A 16,551-nucleotide genomic window follows, 5' to 3' on the forward strand; every position below is an offset into this window, starting at 1 on the left:
TTGCGCTGAAGCTCAATCCGCCCGCATCTCGTCGATGAAGGCGAGCGCGAGGGCCGCGAAACGCTCGGGCGCACTCCAGTGCGGGGCGTGCCCGAGCCCTCCTAGCCACTGGATGGCGCCGCGCCACAGGTGGTCGGCCGGTAAGGCTTTGAGATAGTCCATCGACAGGAACACGTCGGCGTCGCCCTGGACGATGGCGAGCCGCGTCGGGCCGGAGCGGAGCAGGGCGGTCTCGTCCGCGCCCTGTCCGGCGACGCCGTTTTCGATCATCAGCCGCCGGGCGCGGCCGTCTGTCCGAATCGCCGTCTCGACCGACTGAGGCGTAAGGTGCTCTTCGCCGTCGAGCATCGCGGCCGCATAGGCGCGGGCGTCGGCCTCGGAAAACTGCTCCTTGCCCGCCAGACCCATGACGGGCGTGGCCGCGAACGCGCTCTGGAGCGCCTCAAGCGATGGTCGGATCGGCGGCGCGCCGGTGACGAGCGCCGCGGCGATGCGGGGCTCAGTCGCGAGCAGCTCCATGGCGACATGGCCCCCGAGAGACCAGCCGATCGCGATCGCTCGTTCGATCCCGATCGCGTCGAGCAGCCCGCAGATCGCCGCGGCGTAGCCCGGAAAGCTGTAGGTCCGCTCAGGTTCGGTCGCGTCGTCGGACGCGCCATGTCCCGGAAAGTCCGGCGCGATGACCGGGAGGCCCGCTTGGGCGAGCAGCGGGATGAGCCGCCCGTAGGCTCCGGAGGACGACGAGTTGCCGTGGAGCAGGAGGACGGGCATGCCCGTGCCCTCGACAGCCCGGAAGGCGAGGCGGCCCGAAGCGAGCTCGACCGCGCGGTCGGAACTCACTCGGCGGCCCGGAGCTTCGCCAGATGCTCCACAAGCCCCTTGGTCGAGCCGTCGAGGCCGTCCGCGCCGGCCTCGCCCTTCACCACCGGGATCAGGCGGTTGGCGAGCTCCTTGCCGAGCTCGACGCCCCACTGGTCGAATGAGTTGATCGCCCAGATCGTCCCTTGCACGAACACCTTGTGCTCGTAGAGCGCGATGAGACGCCCCAGCGTCCTCGGATCGAGGATGCGATAGGCGATGGCGCAGGTCGGGCGCGAGCCCGGAAAGGTCTTGTGGGGCGCGAGCGTCGCGGCGTCGTCGGCGGATTTGCCGGCCTTGGTCAGGATCTCGGCCGCCTCAGCCGTGGTGCGCCCGCGCATGAAGGCTTCGCCCTGGGCGAGGGCGTTGGCGAGCAGCATCGCGTGCTGGTCGCCGACCGTCTCATGCGGCGTCGCGGCCATGAGGATGTCGGCCGGAATCACGTTCGTGCCCTGATGCATCAGCTGGTAGAAGGCGTGCTGACCGTTAGTGCCGGGCTCGCCCCAGACCATCGGGCCGGTCGCGAGCGTCACGGGCTCGCCGGCGAGCGTCACCGACTTGCCGTTCGACTCCATGTCGAGCTGCTGGAGATAGGCCGGGAAGCGCGCGAGGCGCTGGTCGTAAGGGCACGGCGTGGGTGGCGTAGCCGCAGACGTTGCGGTGCCACACGCCGATGAGGCCCATCAGCACGGGAATGTTCCTGTCGATCGGCGCCTCGCGAAAATGCGCGTCGATCTCATGCGCGCCGTCGAGGAAGGCCTGGAAGTTTTCCGCGCCGATCAGGATCTCGACCGAGAGCCCGATCACCGACCAGAGCGAATAGCGCCCGCCGACCCAGTCCCAGAACTGGAACATGCGGCGGTTGTCCATGCCGAAGGCGGCGACGGCTTCGGCGTTGGTCGAGATGGCGGCGAAATGGGCCGCGACGGCGTCCTCGCCGAGCGCGTCGACCAGCCAGCTCCGGGCCGCGCGGGCGTTCGCCATGGTCTCCATCGTCGTGAAGGTCTTTGAGGCCACCAGAACGAGCGTGCGGGCCGGGTCGAGGCCGGCGAGCACGTCGTGGATGTGCGCGCCGTCGACGTTCGAGACGAAGTGCCCCTTGAGGCCCTTTTGCGCGTAGGGGCTCAGCGCGATCGCGGCCATGGCCGGCCCAAGGTCCGAGCCGCCGATGCCGATGTTGACGACGTCGGTGAAGCGTTCGCCGGTCGCGCCTTTCAATTCGCCCGAGCGGACGGCCTCCGCGAACTCCGCCGCCTTCTCCCGTTCGGCCAGAACCTCCGGCATGACGTCCTTGCCGTCGACGAGGATCTTTGCGCCCGCAGGCGCGCGGAGCGCCGTGTGGAGGACGGCGCGCTCTTCGGTCGAGTTGATCTTCTCGCCCGCGAACATGGCGTCGCGCCTCGCCTCCACCCCGCAGGCGCGGGCGAGCTCCGAGAGCAGCGCGACGGTCTCCTTGGTGACGCGGGTCTTCGAGTAGTCGAACAGCAGGTCGTCGAGCGTCACCGAGAACGTCTGAAACCGCTCCGGATCGTCGGCGAACAGCTTTCGGGCCGGCGTATCGGCGATCTCGCGCCAATGCGCGCTGAGGCTCTCAAAGATCTCGTCGCGGCGAGAGGGCATCGCTCACGTCTCCGGAAAAGCAGGCGTCGGGCAAAATAGGATCTTAGTGCGCTTCGTCATGCCCCGGCTTGTCCGGGGCATCCAGATCTCCGCGGCGCGGCGGTCTGTGAGCCGGGGCGGGGTCTACGGACAAGCCGGGGAACGACGCGATCGCGTCGCTCTCTTCGGTCGGTTGAACGATCAGATCGCGCTCGCGCCGTGCTCGGCGGAGCCGACCAGCGCGCGGAAGCCTGCGAAGAGGTTCCGGCCCATGCCGAACTGCGGCTCGGTCTCCTCCACGGCCTGTTCGCGCGAGGCGAGCTCCTCGGGCGCGACCATCACCTGAAGCGTCCCGGCCTCGGCGTCGACGCGCACGACGTCGCCGTCCTGTATGCGGCCGATCGGGCCGCCGTCGCAGGCCTCGGGCGTCACATGGATCGCGGCCGGCACCTTTCCGGAGGCGCCCGACATGCGCCCGTCGGTGACGAGCGCGACCTTGTGGCCGCGCTTCTGCACCACCGCGAGCGAGGGGGTCAGCCGGTGAAGCTCCGGCATGCCGTTCGCTTTCGGGCCCTGGAAACGCACCACCACCACCACGTCGCGGTTCAGCTCTCCGGCGCGGAAGGCGGCCTCGAGGTCGTCCTGGTTGGAGAACACCCGCGCCGGCGCCTCGATCACCCAGCGCTCGCGGTCGACCGCCGACACCTTGATGACCGCGCGGCCCAAATTGCCGTCCAGCAGCCTGAGGCCGCCGTCTTCCTGGAAGGGCCTCGCGATCGGCCGCAGCACGCTTTCGTCGCCGGACGCCTCCTCGATCGGCCTCCAGACGATCTCGTCGCCGACCAGCGTCGGCTCCTTCTCGTACTCCGAGAGACCGGAGCCCATCACAGTCAGCACGTCGTCGTGCAGCAGCCCGCGGCCGCGCAGTTCGCGGATCAGGAACGCCATCCCGCCGGCGGCGTGGAAGTGGTTCACGTCCGCCGAGCCGTTCGGATAGATGCGGCAGAGCAGGGGGGTGGCGGCCGAGAGCTGATCGAAGTCGTCCCAGGTGATGGTGATTCCAGCCGCCTTAGCCATCGCGACGAGATGGATGGCGTGGTTGGTCGATCCGCCCGTGGCGTTGAGGCCCACGATCCCGTTCACGAAGGCCTTCTCGTCGAGCACATGGCCGATCGGCGCGTAGCCGTTGCTCGAGCGTGTGATCGCGAGCGCCTGGCTGACGGCCGCGCGCGTGAGCGCCTCGCGCAGGGGCGTGTTGGGCGGCACGAAGCTGGAGCCGGGCAGGTGCAGGCCCATGATCTCCATCAGCATCTGGTTGGAGTTCGCGGTGCCGTAGAACGTGCAGGTGCCGGGCGAATGGTAGCTCGCGCTTTCGGACTCCAGCAGCTCGGCGCGCCCGACCTTGCCTTCGGCGTAGAGGCCGCGCACCCGCGCTTTCTCGTCGTTGGAGATGCCCGACGGCATCGGGCCGGCCGGCACGAACACCGCCGGCAGATGGCCGAAGGCTAGCGCGCCGATCACGAGGCCGGGCACGATCTTGTCGCAGATGCCGAGGTAAAGCGCGGCGTCGAACATGTCGTGGCTGAGCCCGATCGCCGCCGCCATCGCGATCACGTCGCGCGAGAACAGGCTGAGCTCCATGCCGAGCCGGCCTTGCGTGACGCCGTCGCACATCGCCGGCACGCCGCCCGCGACCTGCGCCACCGCGCCCGCCTCGCGCGCCGCCTGCCGGATGATCTCCGGATAACCCTCATAGGGCTGATGAGCCGAGAGCATGTCGTTATAGGCGGTGATGATGCCGATGTTCGGGACCGCCTGGCCCTTGAGCAGCGCCTTGTCGTGGCCGCCGCAGCCCGCGAAGCCGTGGGCGAGGTTGCCGCAGGAGAGCGCGGCGCGATAAGGGCCGTCGGCGGCCGCCTTGGCGATGCCGTCGAGATAGCGCGCGCGGCCGCTCCGCGACCGCTCGACGATCGCGTTCGTCACGTTTGCGATGCGGGCGTCGAGGCTCATGATGAAGCCCTTTCCTGGAAAGCTGGCCGTCAGGACGGCCAGTCGTCGGTCACCACTGCGGCTTTTGCGGAAGGCCGTCGGCGATGTCGTAGAAGTCGGAACGTGACGCGACGAATATGTGCTCAGCAAGACGCAGGCCAGTCGGCGGCGTCAGCGTGCCGACCGTGACATAGGTCTCATCGCCTGGGTCCTGCCGCCAGAACAGGTTGCCGCCGCAGCGCGCGCGGAAACCGCGCCGGACCTCCGGCGAGGACTGGAACCAGGAGAGCGTCCCGTCGTCCGCGATCGTCAGCTCGTCGGTCCGGCAGGCAGCCATCGCCGCGTAATTGCCGCTCGTGCGGGCGCATTGCGAGCAGTGGCAGGCGAGCGGGGCCTTGAGGTCGCCGGAGATCCGGTAGGTCACGCCTCCGCAGAGGCAGCCGCCTTCGCGCGACATCAGCCCGCAGCCTTCGTCATGGCGCCCACACAGTCTCGAGCGGCTCGCGGGCGTTCGCGATCACGGCCCGGATCGGCATCTTAGCCGCGTCGTCGGACGACAGCGCCTCGTCGAGCACGTCCTTTTTCTTCTCGCCCTCGACATGCAGCACGAGCTTTTTGGCGGCGAGCAGCACGGGAAGCGTCAGAGTGATGCGCGGTTCGATGGCGGCGGTCGCCCGCATCGACATCACAAGCGCCTTGCCCGTGGGGTCGATCGCATCTTCGAGCCGGTCGCCGCTGGGGAAGAACGAGGCGGTGTGGCCGTCGTCGCCCATGCCGAGGATCGCGACGGTGAGCGGGCCGGAGAGCCCCGAGATCGCCTCCTGGACCTCCGGCAGCGCGCCTTCCGGCGCCGAAGCGCCGTTGTAGAGCGGCGCGAAAACGGCGCGGGCCGCCTCGTTGAGCAGCAGGTGCTCCTGAACGAGCCGCGCGTTCGATCGCTCCTCCGTATCCGGAACCCAGCGCTCGTCGACGAGCGTGACCGTCACCGACTCCCAGTCGAGCTCGGCCTTCGAGAGCGCATGGAAGAAGAGTTTCGGGGTCGAGCCGCCCGAGACCGCGAGCGTCGCGCCGCCGCCGTCGGCGATCGCGCCGCGAAGCGCCTCCGCGACCTCGTCGGCGAGCGCCTGCGCGAGCGTCTCGCGGTCGGGGAACGTTCGGAGATTGACGGCGAGCGCGCTCAAGAGACGTCCTCATGCCAGGTCCGGCCGTCGCGCTCTATCAGCGCCACCGCGGTGGAGGGACCCCAGGTGCCGGCGGTGTAGGGGTCGGGCACGCGGCCGAGCCTCGACCACGCCTCGAGGATCGGGTCGGCCCAGGTCCACGCCGCCTCGACCTCGTCGCGGCGCATGAACAGCGCCTGGCTGCCGCGGATGACGTCCATCAGCAGGCGCTCATAGGCGTCCGGGTTCGGGCCCTTGAATGTGTCGGCGAAGGAGAGGTTCAGCGGCACCTCGCGGAACCGCATTCCGCCGGGGCCCGGATCCTTGATCATCAGGTAGAGCTTCACGCCCTCGTCCGGCTGAAGGCGGATGACGAGGCGGTTCGGCGCGAGGAAGCCGCCGGCCGCCCCGAAGATCGACAGCGGCACGTCGCGGAACTGGATGACGATCTCGGAGACGCGGGAGGGCAGGCGCTTGCCGGTGCGCAGATAGAACGGCACGCCCGCCCAGCGCCATGTCGCGACCTCGGCCTTCAGCGCCACGAAGGTCTCGGTCGGGCTCGACGACTGGTCGGGAAGCTCGTCGATGTAGCCGGGCACCGACTTGCCGTCGATCGCGCCCGCCCGGTACTGGCCGCGCACCGTGAACTGACGGACGTTGGTCTCGTCGATGGGCTTGAGCGCGCGAAGAACCTTCAGCTTTTCGTCGCGCAGCGCGTCGGCCTCCATGGCCGAAGGCGGCTCCATGGCCACGAGGCAGAGGAGCTGCAGCATGTGGTTCTGGATCATGTCGCGCAGCGCGCCCGACGTGTCGTAATAGCCGCCGCGGCCCTCGACGCCGACTTTCTCCGCGACCGTGATCTGGACGTGGTCGACATGGGCGGAGTCCCACACCGGCTCGAACAAGACGTTGGCGAAGCGCAGCGCCATCAGGTTCTGGACGGTCTCTTTCCCGAGATAGTGGTCGATCCGGTAGATCTGGCTCTCGGGCAGCACGTCGGCGACCGCCGAATTGATCTCGACCGCCGAGGCGAGGTCGCGGCCGAGCGGCTTCTCGAGCACCACGCGCGTTTTGGGCGTCAGCAACTCGTGCTTGGCGAGGCCGTGGGTGATGGCGTCGAAGAGGTTCGGCGAGGTCGCGAGATAGAAGGCGCGCACGCGGTCGAGGCCGTCGGCGATGAGCTTCTTGAGGTCGTCCCAGCCGTCGTCGCCGGTGGCGTCCACCATCACGAAGTCGATCCGGTCGAGGAACTTCGAGACCTTCTTCTTCTCGAGCAGGTCCGCGGACACGAAGGTCTCGAGCGCGGTCTTCACCTCGGCCCGGAACGCCTTCCGGTCGAGCTTCGAGCGCGACACGCCGATGATCCGGCTCGGATCGGTGATCTGGCCGTCCCGGTCGCGCAGATAGAGCGATGGAAAGAGCTTGCGGTGAGCGAGGTCGCCCGTCCCCCCGAAGACCACGAGATCGAACGGTTCGACGGCGACGATGCGGCTCGACATCGGCGGGCGCGCTCCTTTGGAAACATCCGCGGGATAGGACTTTTTGCGGATGCGAAATCATGGGGCGCGGCAGGCCGCTGTCAAATGCGCAGGCGCCGCATGAGACATGCGTCCGGCCTGATCACCGTCCCGTGGCGAGCTCCGCCCAGTCGAGCTCCTCCTCGATCAGGTGGAAGGCGTCGTCGCCGATGACTGAGGCGCGGCGGAGCTCGATCGTTTTTTCGCGGGCGGCGTTCAGCGCCTTGCGGCGGAGCGCATGGTTCTGGGCGTCGGCGAGTTCGGTGCGCTCGGAGCCGGCGTTGAGCTCGATCGCCGCGCCGTACTCCTTGCGCAGGAGCTTCGCCGCGAGGCTGTCGTCGCCCTCGATCGCCGCAAGCGCCGCGCGATAGGCTTCCGCGCGCGCGAGCCTGGTTTCCCGGCCAACGGGATCGTCGTCCGACAGGCCGAGCTTCACGATCAACGGCTTGAGCGTCAGCCCCTGCAGCGTGAGCGTGCCGAGCGTCACCACGAAGGCGGTGAGCAGGATGAGGTCGCGATAGGGGAAGGGCGATCCGTCCTGGAGCGTCTCCGGCACCGCGAAGGCGGCCGCGAGCGTGACGATGCCGCGCATTCCGGCCCAGGAGATCACCACCGCGCCCGCGCGCGTCGGGCGCGCCATCGGCCGGGGAGGATTGAAACCGCGCCGGTCGATCCTGACGCGCAGCGCCTTGTTGAAGGCCATCACCCAGACGAAGCGCGCGAAGATCACCACGACGAGGACCGCGAAGGCGACCAGCGCATAGTCGTAGGCGAGATCGCCGAGGCGCTCCCAGATCGGCCGCAGCTGCAGGCCGATCAACACGAAGGCGAAGGCGTTCAGCACGAACACCGCGGTCTCCCAGACCGCGAAGACGGGCACGCGCATCCGCGCGGGCAGCGGCGAGCGCGGCAGGCGCGCGACCGTCATGGCGTAGACCACCAGCGTGAGGATGCCCGACAGGCCGACCGCCTCGGCCAGGATCCAGATCCCGAACGTCGTGGCGAACTGGATGATGATCGCGGTCGGCGCGTCGCCGGTCCGGCCAAGGGCTCGTGAGCCGCGCAAAGGCGTATCCGGCCACGACGCTGCCGAAGACGGTCAGGGCGAAGATCGGCGCGAACGTGGTGACGGTGAGGTCGCCCTGGGCCGCCGCGAGAATCGCGAGCCGGTAGATCAGCAGCGCGCTGGCGTCGTTCAGCAGGCTCTCGCCCTCGAGGATCTTCACGATGCGATGGGGCAGCCCGATCTGCCGGATGATGGCGCTCGCGGCCGCAGCGTCGGGCGGCGCGACCACGGCCCCGAGCGCGATCGCGACCGGCCAGGGCATGTCGGGAAGGATGAGCTTCACCAGAACCGCGACGGCGGCCGTGGTCGCCACGACTGCGGCGATGACGAGGCCTGCGACCGGCGCCCAATTGTCCCGGAGGTCGCGCAGCGAGGCGTCATAGGCGGCGTCGACCAGCACCGGCGCGACGAACAATGTGAGCGCCAGATGCGGGTCGAGCGTCCATTCGGGCGAGTTCGGGACGAAAGCGAGCGCCGCGCCGCCGATCGCCAGGAACGTCGGGTAGGGCGCATTGAGCCGCCGCGCGAGGGTCGACAGCAGCGCCGCGCCGAACAGCAGCGCGATGATCCACTCGAAGGTCTCCATGCCCCTGGCTCCCTGCGACGCCGTTCGCCTGACGCGACGCCCGGCCGAAGACCCGATATCCACGACGGCCTCCGCGGCGCGCCGTCAAGTCGCGACGCCCGAGGCCGCCTCGAAGCTCGTCGGGCGCCCCTTCGACCGTCCGCGTCATCGCCAGCCGAGTGCGATGCTGCAGCTGTGATCGATCACGGTCATGCATTTTCGCAATCGAACGATCTCGGCCATCGACTTGCCGCGCGGCGGACATGCGCACAGGTTCGCCGCAGCGCAACACGGGGCCGTCCGGCCTCACGCTTCAGGAGGCATGCGATGGCCAAGGTGCTGGTGCTCTACTACTCGACCTACGGACATATCGAGACGATGGCGAACGCCGTCGCCGAAGGCGTCAGGGAGGCGGGCGCCGAGGTCGTGGTGAAGCGCGTGCCGGAGACCGTATCCGAGGAGATCGCGCGCAACGCCCATTTCAAGCTCGACCAGGCCGCGCCGGTCGCGACCGTGGACGAACTTCCCGACTATGACGCCATCATCTTCGGCGCGCCGACCCGCTTCGGCACGGTCGCCTCGCAGATGCGCTCCTTCATCGACCAGACCGGCGGCCTTTGGTTCGCCGGCAAGCTGGTGGGCAAGGTCGGCTCGGTCTTCACCTCGACCGCGACCCAGCACGGCGGCCAGGAGTCGACGATCCTCGGCTTCATCCCGACGCTGATGCATCACGGCATGGTGGTGGTGGGCCTGCCTTACGCCTTCGCCGGCCAGATGAACATGGACGAGATCACCGGCGGCTCGCCCTATGGCGCGAGCACGCTCGCCAAGGGCGACGGCTCCCGCCAGCCGAGCGAGAACGAACTCGCGGGCGCCCGCTTCCAGGGCAAGCACGTGGCCGAGATCGCCAAGAAGCTTCACGGCTGACGGGCTGGAGCGTCATCCCGGACGGCCGAGGGCCGATCCGGGATCGTTCTCCGGAAAGAGCTCCATTCTGAACACGATCCCGACTCCTTGCTTCGCTGCGGCCGGGATGACGCCTTTCTCTTGTCCCGGACTTGATCCGGGACCCAGAACCGAGACGGTTCAGGACCTATTGAAAGCGTCCCGCAACTGACACCAATTGGCGTCGGTTCTGGGTCCCGGATCAAGTCCGGGACAAGGGGACGTCCCGCCAGCCATAGATCCAGTCGAGCCCGCGGATGAGCGCGGCTTCGGGCGCGAGCCTGAGCGCCGCGTTCCTCGCCGCCGCAGCAGCGCCCGACAGATGGTCGATGCGGATCTGGCGGCGGGAATTCATCTGGAGTTTCGCCACCCGCATGAGCGCGCCTCCTGATAGGCGTCGAACGGGGCCGGCCCGCCTTCGGCGACCAGGCGCGCCAGAACGACGGCGTCCTCGATCGCGAAGGCCGCGCCCTGCGCGAGCGAGGGCAGGGCGGCGTGGGCGGCGTCGCCGAGCAGCGCGATGCGGCCGCGCTTCAGGCGCGCGTCGGGCGAGCGGTCGTGCAGCGTCCAGGGCGTCCAGGTCGGGGTCGCGGCGATCAGCTCGCGGGCGGGCGCCGCCCAGCGCTCGGCGACGTCTGCGGGGCCGGCCACGCGGTCGTCGCCGATGATCACGACATTGGCCTCGCGACCCTTGCGCACCGGATAGAGAACGAGATGCGCCTTGGGCCCGAGCCACACGGTCACCTCGCGCATGTCGAAGGCGCTCGGGACGGCGCTCGCGGGCAGCACGGCGCGCCAGGCCTTGAGGCCGGCGCCTGCGACCGCAGTCGGCAGTTTTACCGCGCGGCGCACGACGGAGCGCAGCCCGTCGCAACCCGCGAGCCATGCGCCTTCGACCGGTTCCGAGCCCTTGTCCGTCACGGTCTCGATCGCGACGCCGCTCGCCGTCTCCTCGACGGCGCGGATCTCGGTCCCGAGCAAGATCTCGGTCATGCCCGCGGCCGCGACGGCTTCGGCGAGCGCCGCTGAGGTCCGCGCGGTGGACGACTCGGTAAGGCGCTCCCCAGCGGCGTTCGGCGCTCGCTCCGAGCGTCACGCGCTTCAGCCGGCTTCCTGTGAGGGCGTCGCAGATCGAGACACCCTCGGGCCGCGTCGCGACCGCGTCGAGCGCCGCTCCTAGGCCAAGCCCCTCCAGCACGCGGCCGGCGTTGGGCGAAAGCTGAACGCCGGCGCCGGCCTCTTCAAGGACGGGCGCGCGTTCGAACAGTCTTGACGTCACGCCCCGGCGCGCGAGCGCAAGCGCGAGCGTCAACCCTGCGATTCCCCCGCCTGCGATCAGCGCGGGGCCTTGCATCGGCCTCAGGCCTCGGCGGGCGGGCGCATCAGGCAGCCGGCCGGCTCGGACTGGTCGGCGTGCAGCTTGCCGTCGAACTTGTAGAGCGTCGAGCAGTAGGGGCAGACGATCTCGTGGTCGCCGCCCATGTCGAGGAAGACATGCGGGTGGTCGAAGGGCGGGTTCGCGCCCACGCACATGAACTCGTGCGCCCCGATGTGGATGACGGAAACGCCCGCGTCGTTGGCGAAATGCGGGATCGCGTGATCGGCCATGGCGGCTCCTTCGATGCGTTCCGCGAGGCTTACGAAAACTGGGGGAGGGCGGCAAGCGGAGACGAACTGCGTGCTTCGAGACGCCGTCTTCGACGGCTCCTCAGCATGAGGGAGGCTGGCGGTTTCCAGAGCTCAATCGGTCCTCATGCTGAGGAGCGGCCGGGAGGCCGCGTCTCGAAGCACGCCGTTCGTCTCCGCAGCCCTGCCTTGCATGCCAAACCTTCCGCAGCCGCCTCGCCCTCGCTATAGACCTTCGCGACTTCGAGGGAGCGCCCATGCCGAGTTTCCACCATGACGGAATCGAGATCGCGTTCCGCGACGAAGGCGCCGGCGACCCGATCCTGCTGATCCACGGCTTCGCCTCCTCGATCGACGTCAACTGGGTCGGTCCCGGCTGGTTCGACGCGCTGAAGAAGGACGGCCGCCGAGTCATCGCGATCGACAACCGCGGTCACGGCGCGAGCGAAAAGCTCTATGATCCGGCGTTCTACGGCGCGGATCTCATGGCCGGCGACGCGCTCGCGCTGCTCGACCATCTCGAGATCGGGCGCGCGGACGTCATGGGCTACTCGATGGGCGCGCGCATCACCGCGCTGATGGCGATCAACAACGGCGAGCGCCTGCGCTCGGCGATCCTCGGCGGCATGGGCGAGGGGCTCCTGCGCGGCGCGCCCAACGCCGACGCGATCGCCGAGGGTCTCATCGCGCCCTCGGTCGACGACGTCGTGAACCCGATGGCCAAGATGTTCCGCCGCTTCGCCGAGGCGACGGGCTCGGACCGCAAGGCGCTCTCGGCCTGCATGCGCATGCAGCGCTCGCTGGTCGACGAGAAGATGCTCCAGAAGATCGCCGTTCCGACGCTCGTCGCGGTGGGGACCGAGGACGAAGTGTCGGGCGATCTCGACGCGCTTGTGGCGCTTATCCCCAACGCCGAGGCCTTGCCGATCCCGCGGCGCGACCACAATCGCGCAGTGGGCGACAAGGTTTACAAGGACGGGGTCTTGTCGTTCCTCGCGGCGCGACCTTAATCCTCCCTTCAGGCCGGCTTGATCTTCTCTCTGGGGAAGCGAGCGGCATATGCTATGGGTCTCCCGTCCTCTCTGGAGGCCATCCTCTCGAATGAAAGAGCGGGCGCCATGGCGAAGCTTGCGCGCATCGACAATCAGAACCTGAAGACGCTGGACCCGGTCTGGGCGCGCATCCGCGCCGAGGCCGAGGACGTCATCCGGCGCGAGCCGGAGCTCGGCGGCTTCATCACCTCCACGGTGCTGAACCACGATCGGCTCGAGCGCGCCGTCGGTTCGCGTTTCGCCGCGCGGCTCGACCACGTCGACGTGCCGCGCGCCTTGATCTGGCAGGCCTTCGAGGAGGCGACCGAGAGCGATCCCGAGATCGGGCAGGCGATCCGCGCCGATCTCAACGCGGTCGTCGAACGCGACGCCGCCGCGCACCGGGCGATCGAGCCGCTGCTGCACTTCAAGGGCTTTCACGCCATCCAGGCCCATCGCCTCGCCCATTGGCTCTGGAAGCAGGGCCGGCGCGACTTCGCGCTCTACATCCAGAGCCGCGCCTCCAACGTGTTCCAGGTCGACGTCCATCCGGCCGCGCCATTCGGCAAGGGCGTGTTCTTCGACCACGCCACCGGCGTCGTGATCGGCGAGACCGCGGTCGTCGGCGACAACGTCTCGCTGCTCCATGGCGTGACGCTCGGCGGCACCGGCAAGTCCGACCAGGACCGCCATCCGAAGATCCGCAACGGCGTGCTGATCGGCGCGGGCGCGTCGATCCTCGGCAACATCGAGATCGGCCATTGCTCGCGCGTCGCCGCGAACTCCGTGGTGCTGCGCGACGTGCCGCCGAACGTCACCGTAGCGGGCATCCCCGCGCGCATCGTCGGCGCGAGCCCCTGCGCGGAGCCCGCCCAGTCGATGGACCAGGTGTTCTACGACGCTGGGATTTGACGGTTTCCAATTGGCTGCGTGAGCCGAAGAGGCCGCTGATCTCCCTGCGCCGCGGCGGCGGGGAGGGTGGCCCTGAGCGGTAGCGAAGGGTCGGGTAGGGACTTGGAGCGTAAAGCTCAATCCTGAAGCCCACCCCGCCCTTACCCTCCCCTGTCCCAGGGAAGGGAGGCGACTCATGTCGCGGTTCGCTTCCAGTTGAACCCCTCCGAACGCCGTCTTGCGCGCGCCACATCCATCGCACAACCCTTCCGGCCAGGGAGGAGCGAACGATGGCGGCGAGATCGTCGGCGCGAAAAAAGACCCAGGCCCGGCTGGACGAGGATGCGCTCGCCTCGCGGTTGGTCGCGGCCCCGGTGGTCGAGCATCGCCGAGACGCGCGCGAAAGGCTGGATGGGCTGCTCGACGAGGACGAGGGCGGGGAGCTCGCGCCCCTTGTCGCGCTTGAGCCCGTGCGGGCCCTGCTCGAGGGCGTCGCGGACGGCTCGCCGTTCCTCTGGGGGCTGATCAACCGCGATCCCGCGCGCGCCGCCCATCTGCTTTCGCGCCCGCCCGAGGAGCGGCTCGACGAGATCGTCGCCGGCATGGCCGAGGCGGCGGCGGCCGAGGACCGTTCCGAGCTCGGGGCCATGTTGCGCCGGGGCCGCGCCGAGGCGGCGCTTCTGATCGCGCTCGCGGATCGGCGGCGTGTGGGAGGCGGCCCGCGTGGTGGCGGCGATCTCGCAAGTCGCGGAAGCCGCGATCCGCGCGGCGACCCGATCGGCGCTCGCCGACGCGCATGAGGCCGGGCGGCTGAGGTTGCGCGATCCGGAAAATCCCGAGACGGGCTCGGGCCTGTTCGTGCTCGGCATGGGCAAGCTCGGCGCGGCGGAGCTCAATTATTCCTCCGACGTCGACCTCATCGTGTTCTACGACGCCGAGGTGATCCAGGCGGCGGAGGGCGAGGAGCCCACCACCCTCTTCGTGCGCGTCGCCCAGACCATGGCCAAGCTCCTGCAGGAGCGCACCGCCGACGGCTATGTGGCGCGCGTCGACCTTAGACTGCGGCCGGATCCGGGCTCCACTCCCGTCGCGATCTCGCGGGACGCCGCGCTGTCCTATTACGAGAGCGTCGGCCAGAACTGGGAGCGCGCGGCCATGATCAAGGCGCGCGTGGTGGCGGGCGACGCGGCGGCGGGCGAGGCGTTTCTCGCCGAGCTCCGCCCCTTCGTCTGGCGGCGCTCGCTCGACCATGCGGCCATCGCCGACATCCACGCGATGAAGCGCCAGATCCACGCCCACAAGGGCCACGGCGCGATCGCGGTCGAGGGCCACAATCTCAAGCTCGGCCGCGGGGGCATTCGCGAGATCGAGTTCTTCGTGCAGACCCAGCAGCTTGTGGCCGGCGGCCGAAATCCGGCCTTAAGATCGCGCGCCACTGTGGAGACCCTCGCGGATCTCGCCGACGCCGGATGGATCGACGCCAAGGCCCGCGACGAGCTGACCGAGGCCTACTGGTTCCTGCGCGGGCTCGAGCATCGCCTCCAGATGGTGGAGGACGCCCAGACCCATACGCTTCCGGACGCAGACGAGGCCCTGCTGCGCTTCGCTCATTTCGCCGGCTATGAAAGTCGCGACGCCTTCGCCAAGGCGCTGACGCGGCGGCTGAAGACGGTGCAGCGGCACTATGCGCGCTTGTTCGAGGATGCGCCGGGGCTCGCCTCCGAGATCGGCAGCCTCGTCTTCACCGGCAAGGAGGACGATCCCGACACGCTGAAGACGATCGCGGGCCTCGGCTACGCCGAGCCGGCCTCGGTCGCAGCTACCGTGCGCGGCTGGCATCATGGCCGCTACCCCTCGATGCACAGCGGCCGTGCGCGCGAGCTCCTGACGGAGCTCACCCCGACGCTGCTCGAGACGTTCGGGCGGTCCGGCCGGCCGGACGCGGCGATCAACGGCCTCGACAAGGTGCTGGAACGCACGACCGGCGGCGTGGCGCTGCTCGCGCTGATGCGCGCCCATCCCGAGATCCTGAACCTTCTCGCCGTCGTGCTGGGCGCCGCGCCGCGCCTCGCCGAAACGCTCGCCCGACGCCCGCGGGTGCTCGACGCGCTGCTCGACCCGGCCTTCTTCGGCCACCTGCCGAGCCGCGAGGAGGTCGCCACGAGGGTGGAGCAGGCGCTCGGCGAGGCGATTTCCTATGAGGACATGCTCGACCGCGCCCGCATCGTGGGCCAGGAGCTCAACACGCTCATCGGCCTGCGCGTGGCGTCCGGCACAGTCGCGGCCGATCAGGCCGGCTTCGCCTATGCGCGCGTCGCCGACGTCCTGGTCGGCGCCCTGTTCGACCGCGTGGAGGCCGAGCTCGCCCGCGTCCACGGGAGGGTGAAGGGCGGGGCCGCCGCGGTGGTGGCGCTCGGCAAGCTCGGCGGCGAGGAGATGACGGCCGCCTCCGATCTCGACCTGATCCTTCTCTACGAGCATCCGGACGGCGCGCTCGAGACCGGCGGCGACCGCCCGATCGCGCCCGCGCAGTTCTTCGCCCGGCTCACCCAGCGGCTGGTCGCGGCCCTGTCCGCGCCGACCGCCGAGGGCGTGCTCTACGAGGTCGACTTCCGGCTGCGCCCCTCTGGCCGCGCCGGCCCGCTGGCGACGCGCCTGAAGGCGTTCGAGAGCTACCAGAAGGACGAGGCGGAGACCTGGGAGCACATGGCGCTCTCGCGCGCCCGCGTGGTGGCCGGGCCGCTCGCCTTCCGCCGCACGGTCGGCCGGGCGATCGGCAAGGCGCTGACCATCAAGCGCGACCGCAAGCAGGTCTCCAAGGACGTGCGCGCGATGCGCGCGCTGCTCGACAAGGAGAAGGGCGGCGGCGGCCCCTGGAACCTGAAGCATGCGCCGGGCGGGCTGGTGGACATCGAATTCGTGGCGCAGGCGCTGCAGCTCGCTTATGCGCACGACAAGCCCGGCGTCCTCTACACCGTGACCGCGCCGGCGCTCGATCGCTCGCGCGAGCAGAAGGTGCTCGAGGAAGCCGACTGGGACGCGTTGAAAAGCGCCGCGCGGCTCCAGCTCGACCTCACCCAGGCGCTGCGGCTCGCGCTCGAGGGGCCGTTCGATCCCGACGAGGCGGGCGAGGGCCTGAAGCAGTTCCTGGCGCGCGTCGGCGCGGCGCCGGACTTCAAGACGCTGACGGCCCGGCTCGTCGACGAGCAGAAGGCGGCGAGGAAGGCGTTCGAGCGGGTGACGAAGGCGCTCGGTTGATTGACGGTGGCGGCGTCGTCCCCGAAGACCCATACTGTTCCAGCTG

At 69.5% G+C, this 16,551-nt stretch carries 13 protein-coding genes and 4 pseudogenes; 6 read left to right on the plus strand and 11 right to left on the minus strand.

Annotated elements, in window-relative coordinates; translation table 11 throughout:
* Window positions 1-12: 12 nt before the first annotated feature.
* The 7 genes and pseudogenes from K6K41_RS24470 to K6K41_RS24500 form a co-directional block, all read right to left on the minus strand.
* Entirely contained in the window at window positions 13-840 is an 828-nt protein-coding gene (locus K6K41_RS24470) for an alpha/beta fold hydrolase (RefSeq protein ID WP_261402667.1), read from the minus strand.
* A pseudogene (gene pgi / locus K6K41_RS24475) lies at window positions 837-2,478 on the minus strand (glucose-6-phosphate isomerase). Before pgi ends, K6K41_RS24470 begins: the two are co-directional and overlap by 4 nt.
* 180 nt (window positions 2,479-2,658) lie before the next feature.
* On the minus strand, window positions 2,659-4,467 hold the full coding sequence (gene edd, locus K6K41_RS24480) for a phosphogluconate dehydratase (protein ID WP_261402668.1): 1,809 nt from the start codon (window positions 4,465-4,467) through the stop codon (window positions 2,659-2,661).
* Between the two features lie 49 nt (window positions 4,468-4,516).
* On the minus strand, window positions 4,517-4,903 hold the full coding sequence (locus K6K41_RS24485) for a GFA family protein (protein ID WP_261402669.1): 387 nt from the start codon (window positions 4,901-4,903) through the stop codon (window positions 4,517-4,519).
* Between the two features lie 16 nt (window positions 4,904-4,919).
* A complete protein-coding gene (pgl, locus tag K6K41_RS24490) occupies window positions 4,920-5,627 on the minus strand; it encodes a 6-phosphogluconolactonase (RefSeq protein ID WP_261402670.1) in 708 nt (235 codons plus the stop codon).
* A complete protein-coding gene (gene zwf / locus K6K41_RS24495) occupies window positions 5,624-7,105 on the minus strand; it encodes a glucose-6-phosphate dehydrogenase (protein ID WP_261402671.1) in 1,482 nt (493 codons plus the stop codon). Before zwf ends, pgl begins: the two co-directional genes overlap by 4 nt.
* Window positions 7,106-7,226: 121 nt before the next feature.
* Window positions 7,227-8,775, minus strand: a pseudogene (locus K6K41_RS24500) (Na+/H+ antiporter).
* On the opposite strand from K6K41_RS24500, the gene K6K41_RS24505 reads away from it, so the two are divergent.
* On the plus strand, window positions 8,774-8,953 hold the full coding sequence (locus K6K41_RS24505; protein WP_261402672.1) for a hypothetical protein: 180 nt from the start codon (window positions 8,774-8,776) through the stop codon (window positions 8,951-8,953). The pseudogene K6K41_RS24500 and the gene K6K41_RS24505 overlap by 2 nt on opposite strands.
* 128 nt (window positions 8,954-9,081) lie before the next feature.
* The gene (gene wrbA, locus K6K41_RS24510) at window positions 9,082-9,681 is read left to right on the plus strand and encodes an NAD(P)H:quinone oxidoreductase (RefSeq protein WP_261402673.1); all 600 of its coding nucleotides are present in this window, start codon (window positions 9,082-9,084) and stop codon (window positions 9,679-9,681) included.
* Between the two features lie 220 nt (window positions 9,682-9,901).
* Here wrbA and K6K41_RS24515 read toward each other — a convergent pair whose 3' ends face one another.
* The 4 genes and pseudogenes from K6K41_RS24515 to K6K41_RS24530 all read right to left on the minus strand — a co-directional run bounded on the left by K6K41_RS24515 (window position 9,902) and on the right by K6K41_RS24530 (window position 11,307).
* On the minus strand, window positions 9,902-10,075 hold the full coding sequence (locus tag K6K41_RS24515; RefSeq protein ID WP_261405901.1) for a hypothetical protein: 174 nt from the start codon (window positions 10,073-10,075) through the stop codon (window positions 9,902-9,904).
* Window positions 10,051-10,698 (minus strand): annotated as a pseudogene (locus K6K41_RS24520) (FAD-dependent monooxygenase); the annotation flags it as partial. The pseudogene K6K41_RS24520 and the gene K6K41_RS24515, both read right to left, overlap by 25 nt.
* Window positions 10,699-10,873: 175 nt before the next feature.
* Window positions 10,874-11,053: pseudogene (locus tag K6K41_RS24525) on the minus strand (NAD(P)-binding protein); the annotation flags it as partial.
* Window positions 11,054-11,058: 5 nt separating this feature from the next.
* The gene (locus K6K41_RS24530) at window positions 11,059-11,307 is read right to left on the minus strand and encodes a zinc-finger domain-containing protein (protein WP_261402674.1); all 249 of its coding nucleotides are present in this window, start codon (window positions 11,305-11,307) and stop codon (window positions 11,059-11,061) included.
* A 275-nt stretch (window positions 11,308-11,582) separates the two neighbouring features.
* Here K6K41_RS24530 and K6K41_RS24535 point away from each other — a divergent pair, with 275 nt between their 5' ends.
* From K6K41_RS24535 to K6K41_RS24550, 4 genes are all read left to right on the plus strand, one after another.
* Window positions 11,583-12,335, plus strand: coding sequence for an alpha/beta fold hydrolase (locus tag K6K41_RS24535; protein WP_261402675.1), 753 nt, complete (start codon window positions 11,583-11,585; stop codon window positions 12,333-12,335).
* A gap of 108 nt (window positions 12,336-12,443) precedes the next feature.
* Entirely contained in the window at window positions 12,444-13,268 is an 825-nt protein-coding gene (gene cysE / locus K6K41_RS24540; protein WP_261402676.1) for a serine O-acetyltransferase, read from the plus strand.
* 269 nt (window positions 13,269-13,537) lie between these two features.
* Window positions 13,538-14,047: a hypothetical protein gene (locus tag K6K41_RS24545; RefSeq protein WP_261402677.1), complete on the plus strand. Its 510-nt coding sequence runs from the start codon at window positions 13,538-13,540 to the stop codon at window positions 14,045-14,047.
* Window positions 13,971-16,505, plus strand: coding sequence for a bifunctional [glutamine synthetase] adenylyltransferase/[glutamine synthetase]-adenylyl-L-tyrosine phosphorylase (locus K6K41_RS24550; RefSeq protein WP_261402678.1), 2,535 nt, complete (start codon window positions 13,971-13,973; stop codon window positions 16,503-16,505). Before K6K41_RS24545 ends, K6K41_RS24550 begins: the two co-directional genes overlap by 77 nt.
* The last annotated feature ends 46 nt before the right edge of the window (window positions 16,506-16,551 follow it).

The organism is Chenggangzhangella methanolivorans, assembly GCF_019797865.1.
Lineage (GTDB): Bacteria > Pseudomonadota > Alphaproteobacteria > Rhizobiales > Methylopilaceae > Methylopila > Methylopila methanolivorans.

Coding starts and splice junctions, on each gene's coding strand:
- K6K41_RS24535 (WP_261402675.1), top strand. CDS start 11,583: ATGCCGAGTTTCCACCATGACGGAATCGAGATCGCGTTCCGCGACGAA.
- wrbA (WP_261402673.1), top strand. CDS start 9,082: ATGGCCAAGGTGCTGGTGCTCTACTACTCGACCTACGGACATATCGAG.
- K6K41_RS24515 (WP_261405901.1), bottom strand. CDS start 10,075: ATGCGGGTGGCGAAACTCCAGATGAATTCCCGCCGCCAGATCCGCATC.
- K6K41_RS24485 (WP_261402669.1), bottom strand. CDS start 4,903: ATGTCGCGCGAAGGCGGCTGCCTCTGCGGAGGCGTGACCTACCGGATC.
- edd (WP_261402668.1), bottom strand. CDS start 4,467: ATGAGCCTCGACGCCCGCATCGCAAACGTGACGAACGCGATCGTCGAG.
- K6K41_RS24530 (WP_261402674.1), bottom strand. CDS start 11,307: ATGGCCGATCACGCGATCCCGCATTTCGCCAACGACGCGGGCGTTTCC.
- cysE (WP_261402676.1), top strand. CDS start 12,444: ATGGCGAAGCTTGCGCGCATCGACAATCAGAACCTGAAGACGCTGGAC.
- zwf (WP_261402671.1), bottom strand. CDS start 7,105: ATGTCGAGCCGCATCGTCGCCGTCGAACCGTTCGATCTCGTGGTCTTC.
- K6K41_RS24545 (WP_261402677.1), top strand. CDS start 13,538: ATGGCGGCGAGATCGTCGGCGCGAAAAAAGACCCAGGCCCGGCTGGAC.
- K6K41_RS24505 (WP_261402672.1), top strand. CDS start 8,774: ATGCCCCTGGCTCCCTGCGACGCCGTTCGCCTGACGCGACGCCCGGCC.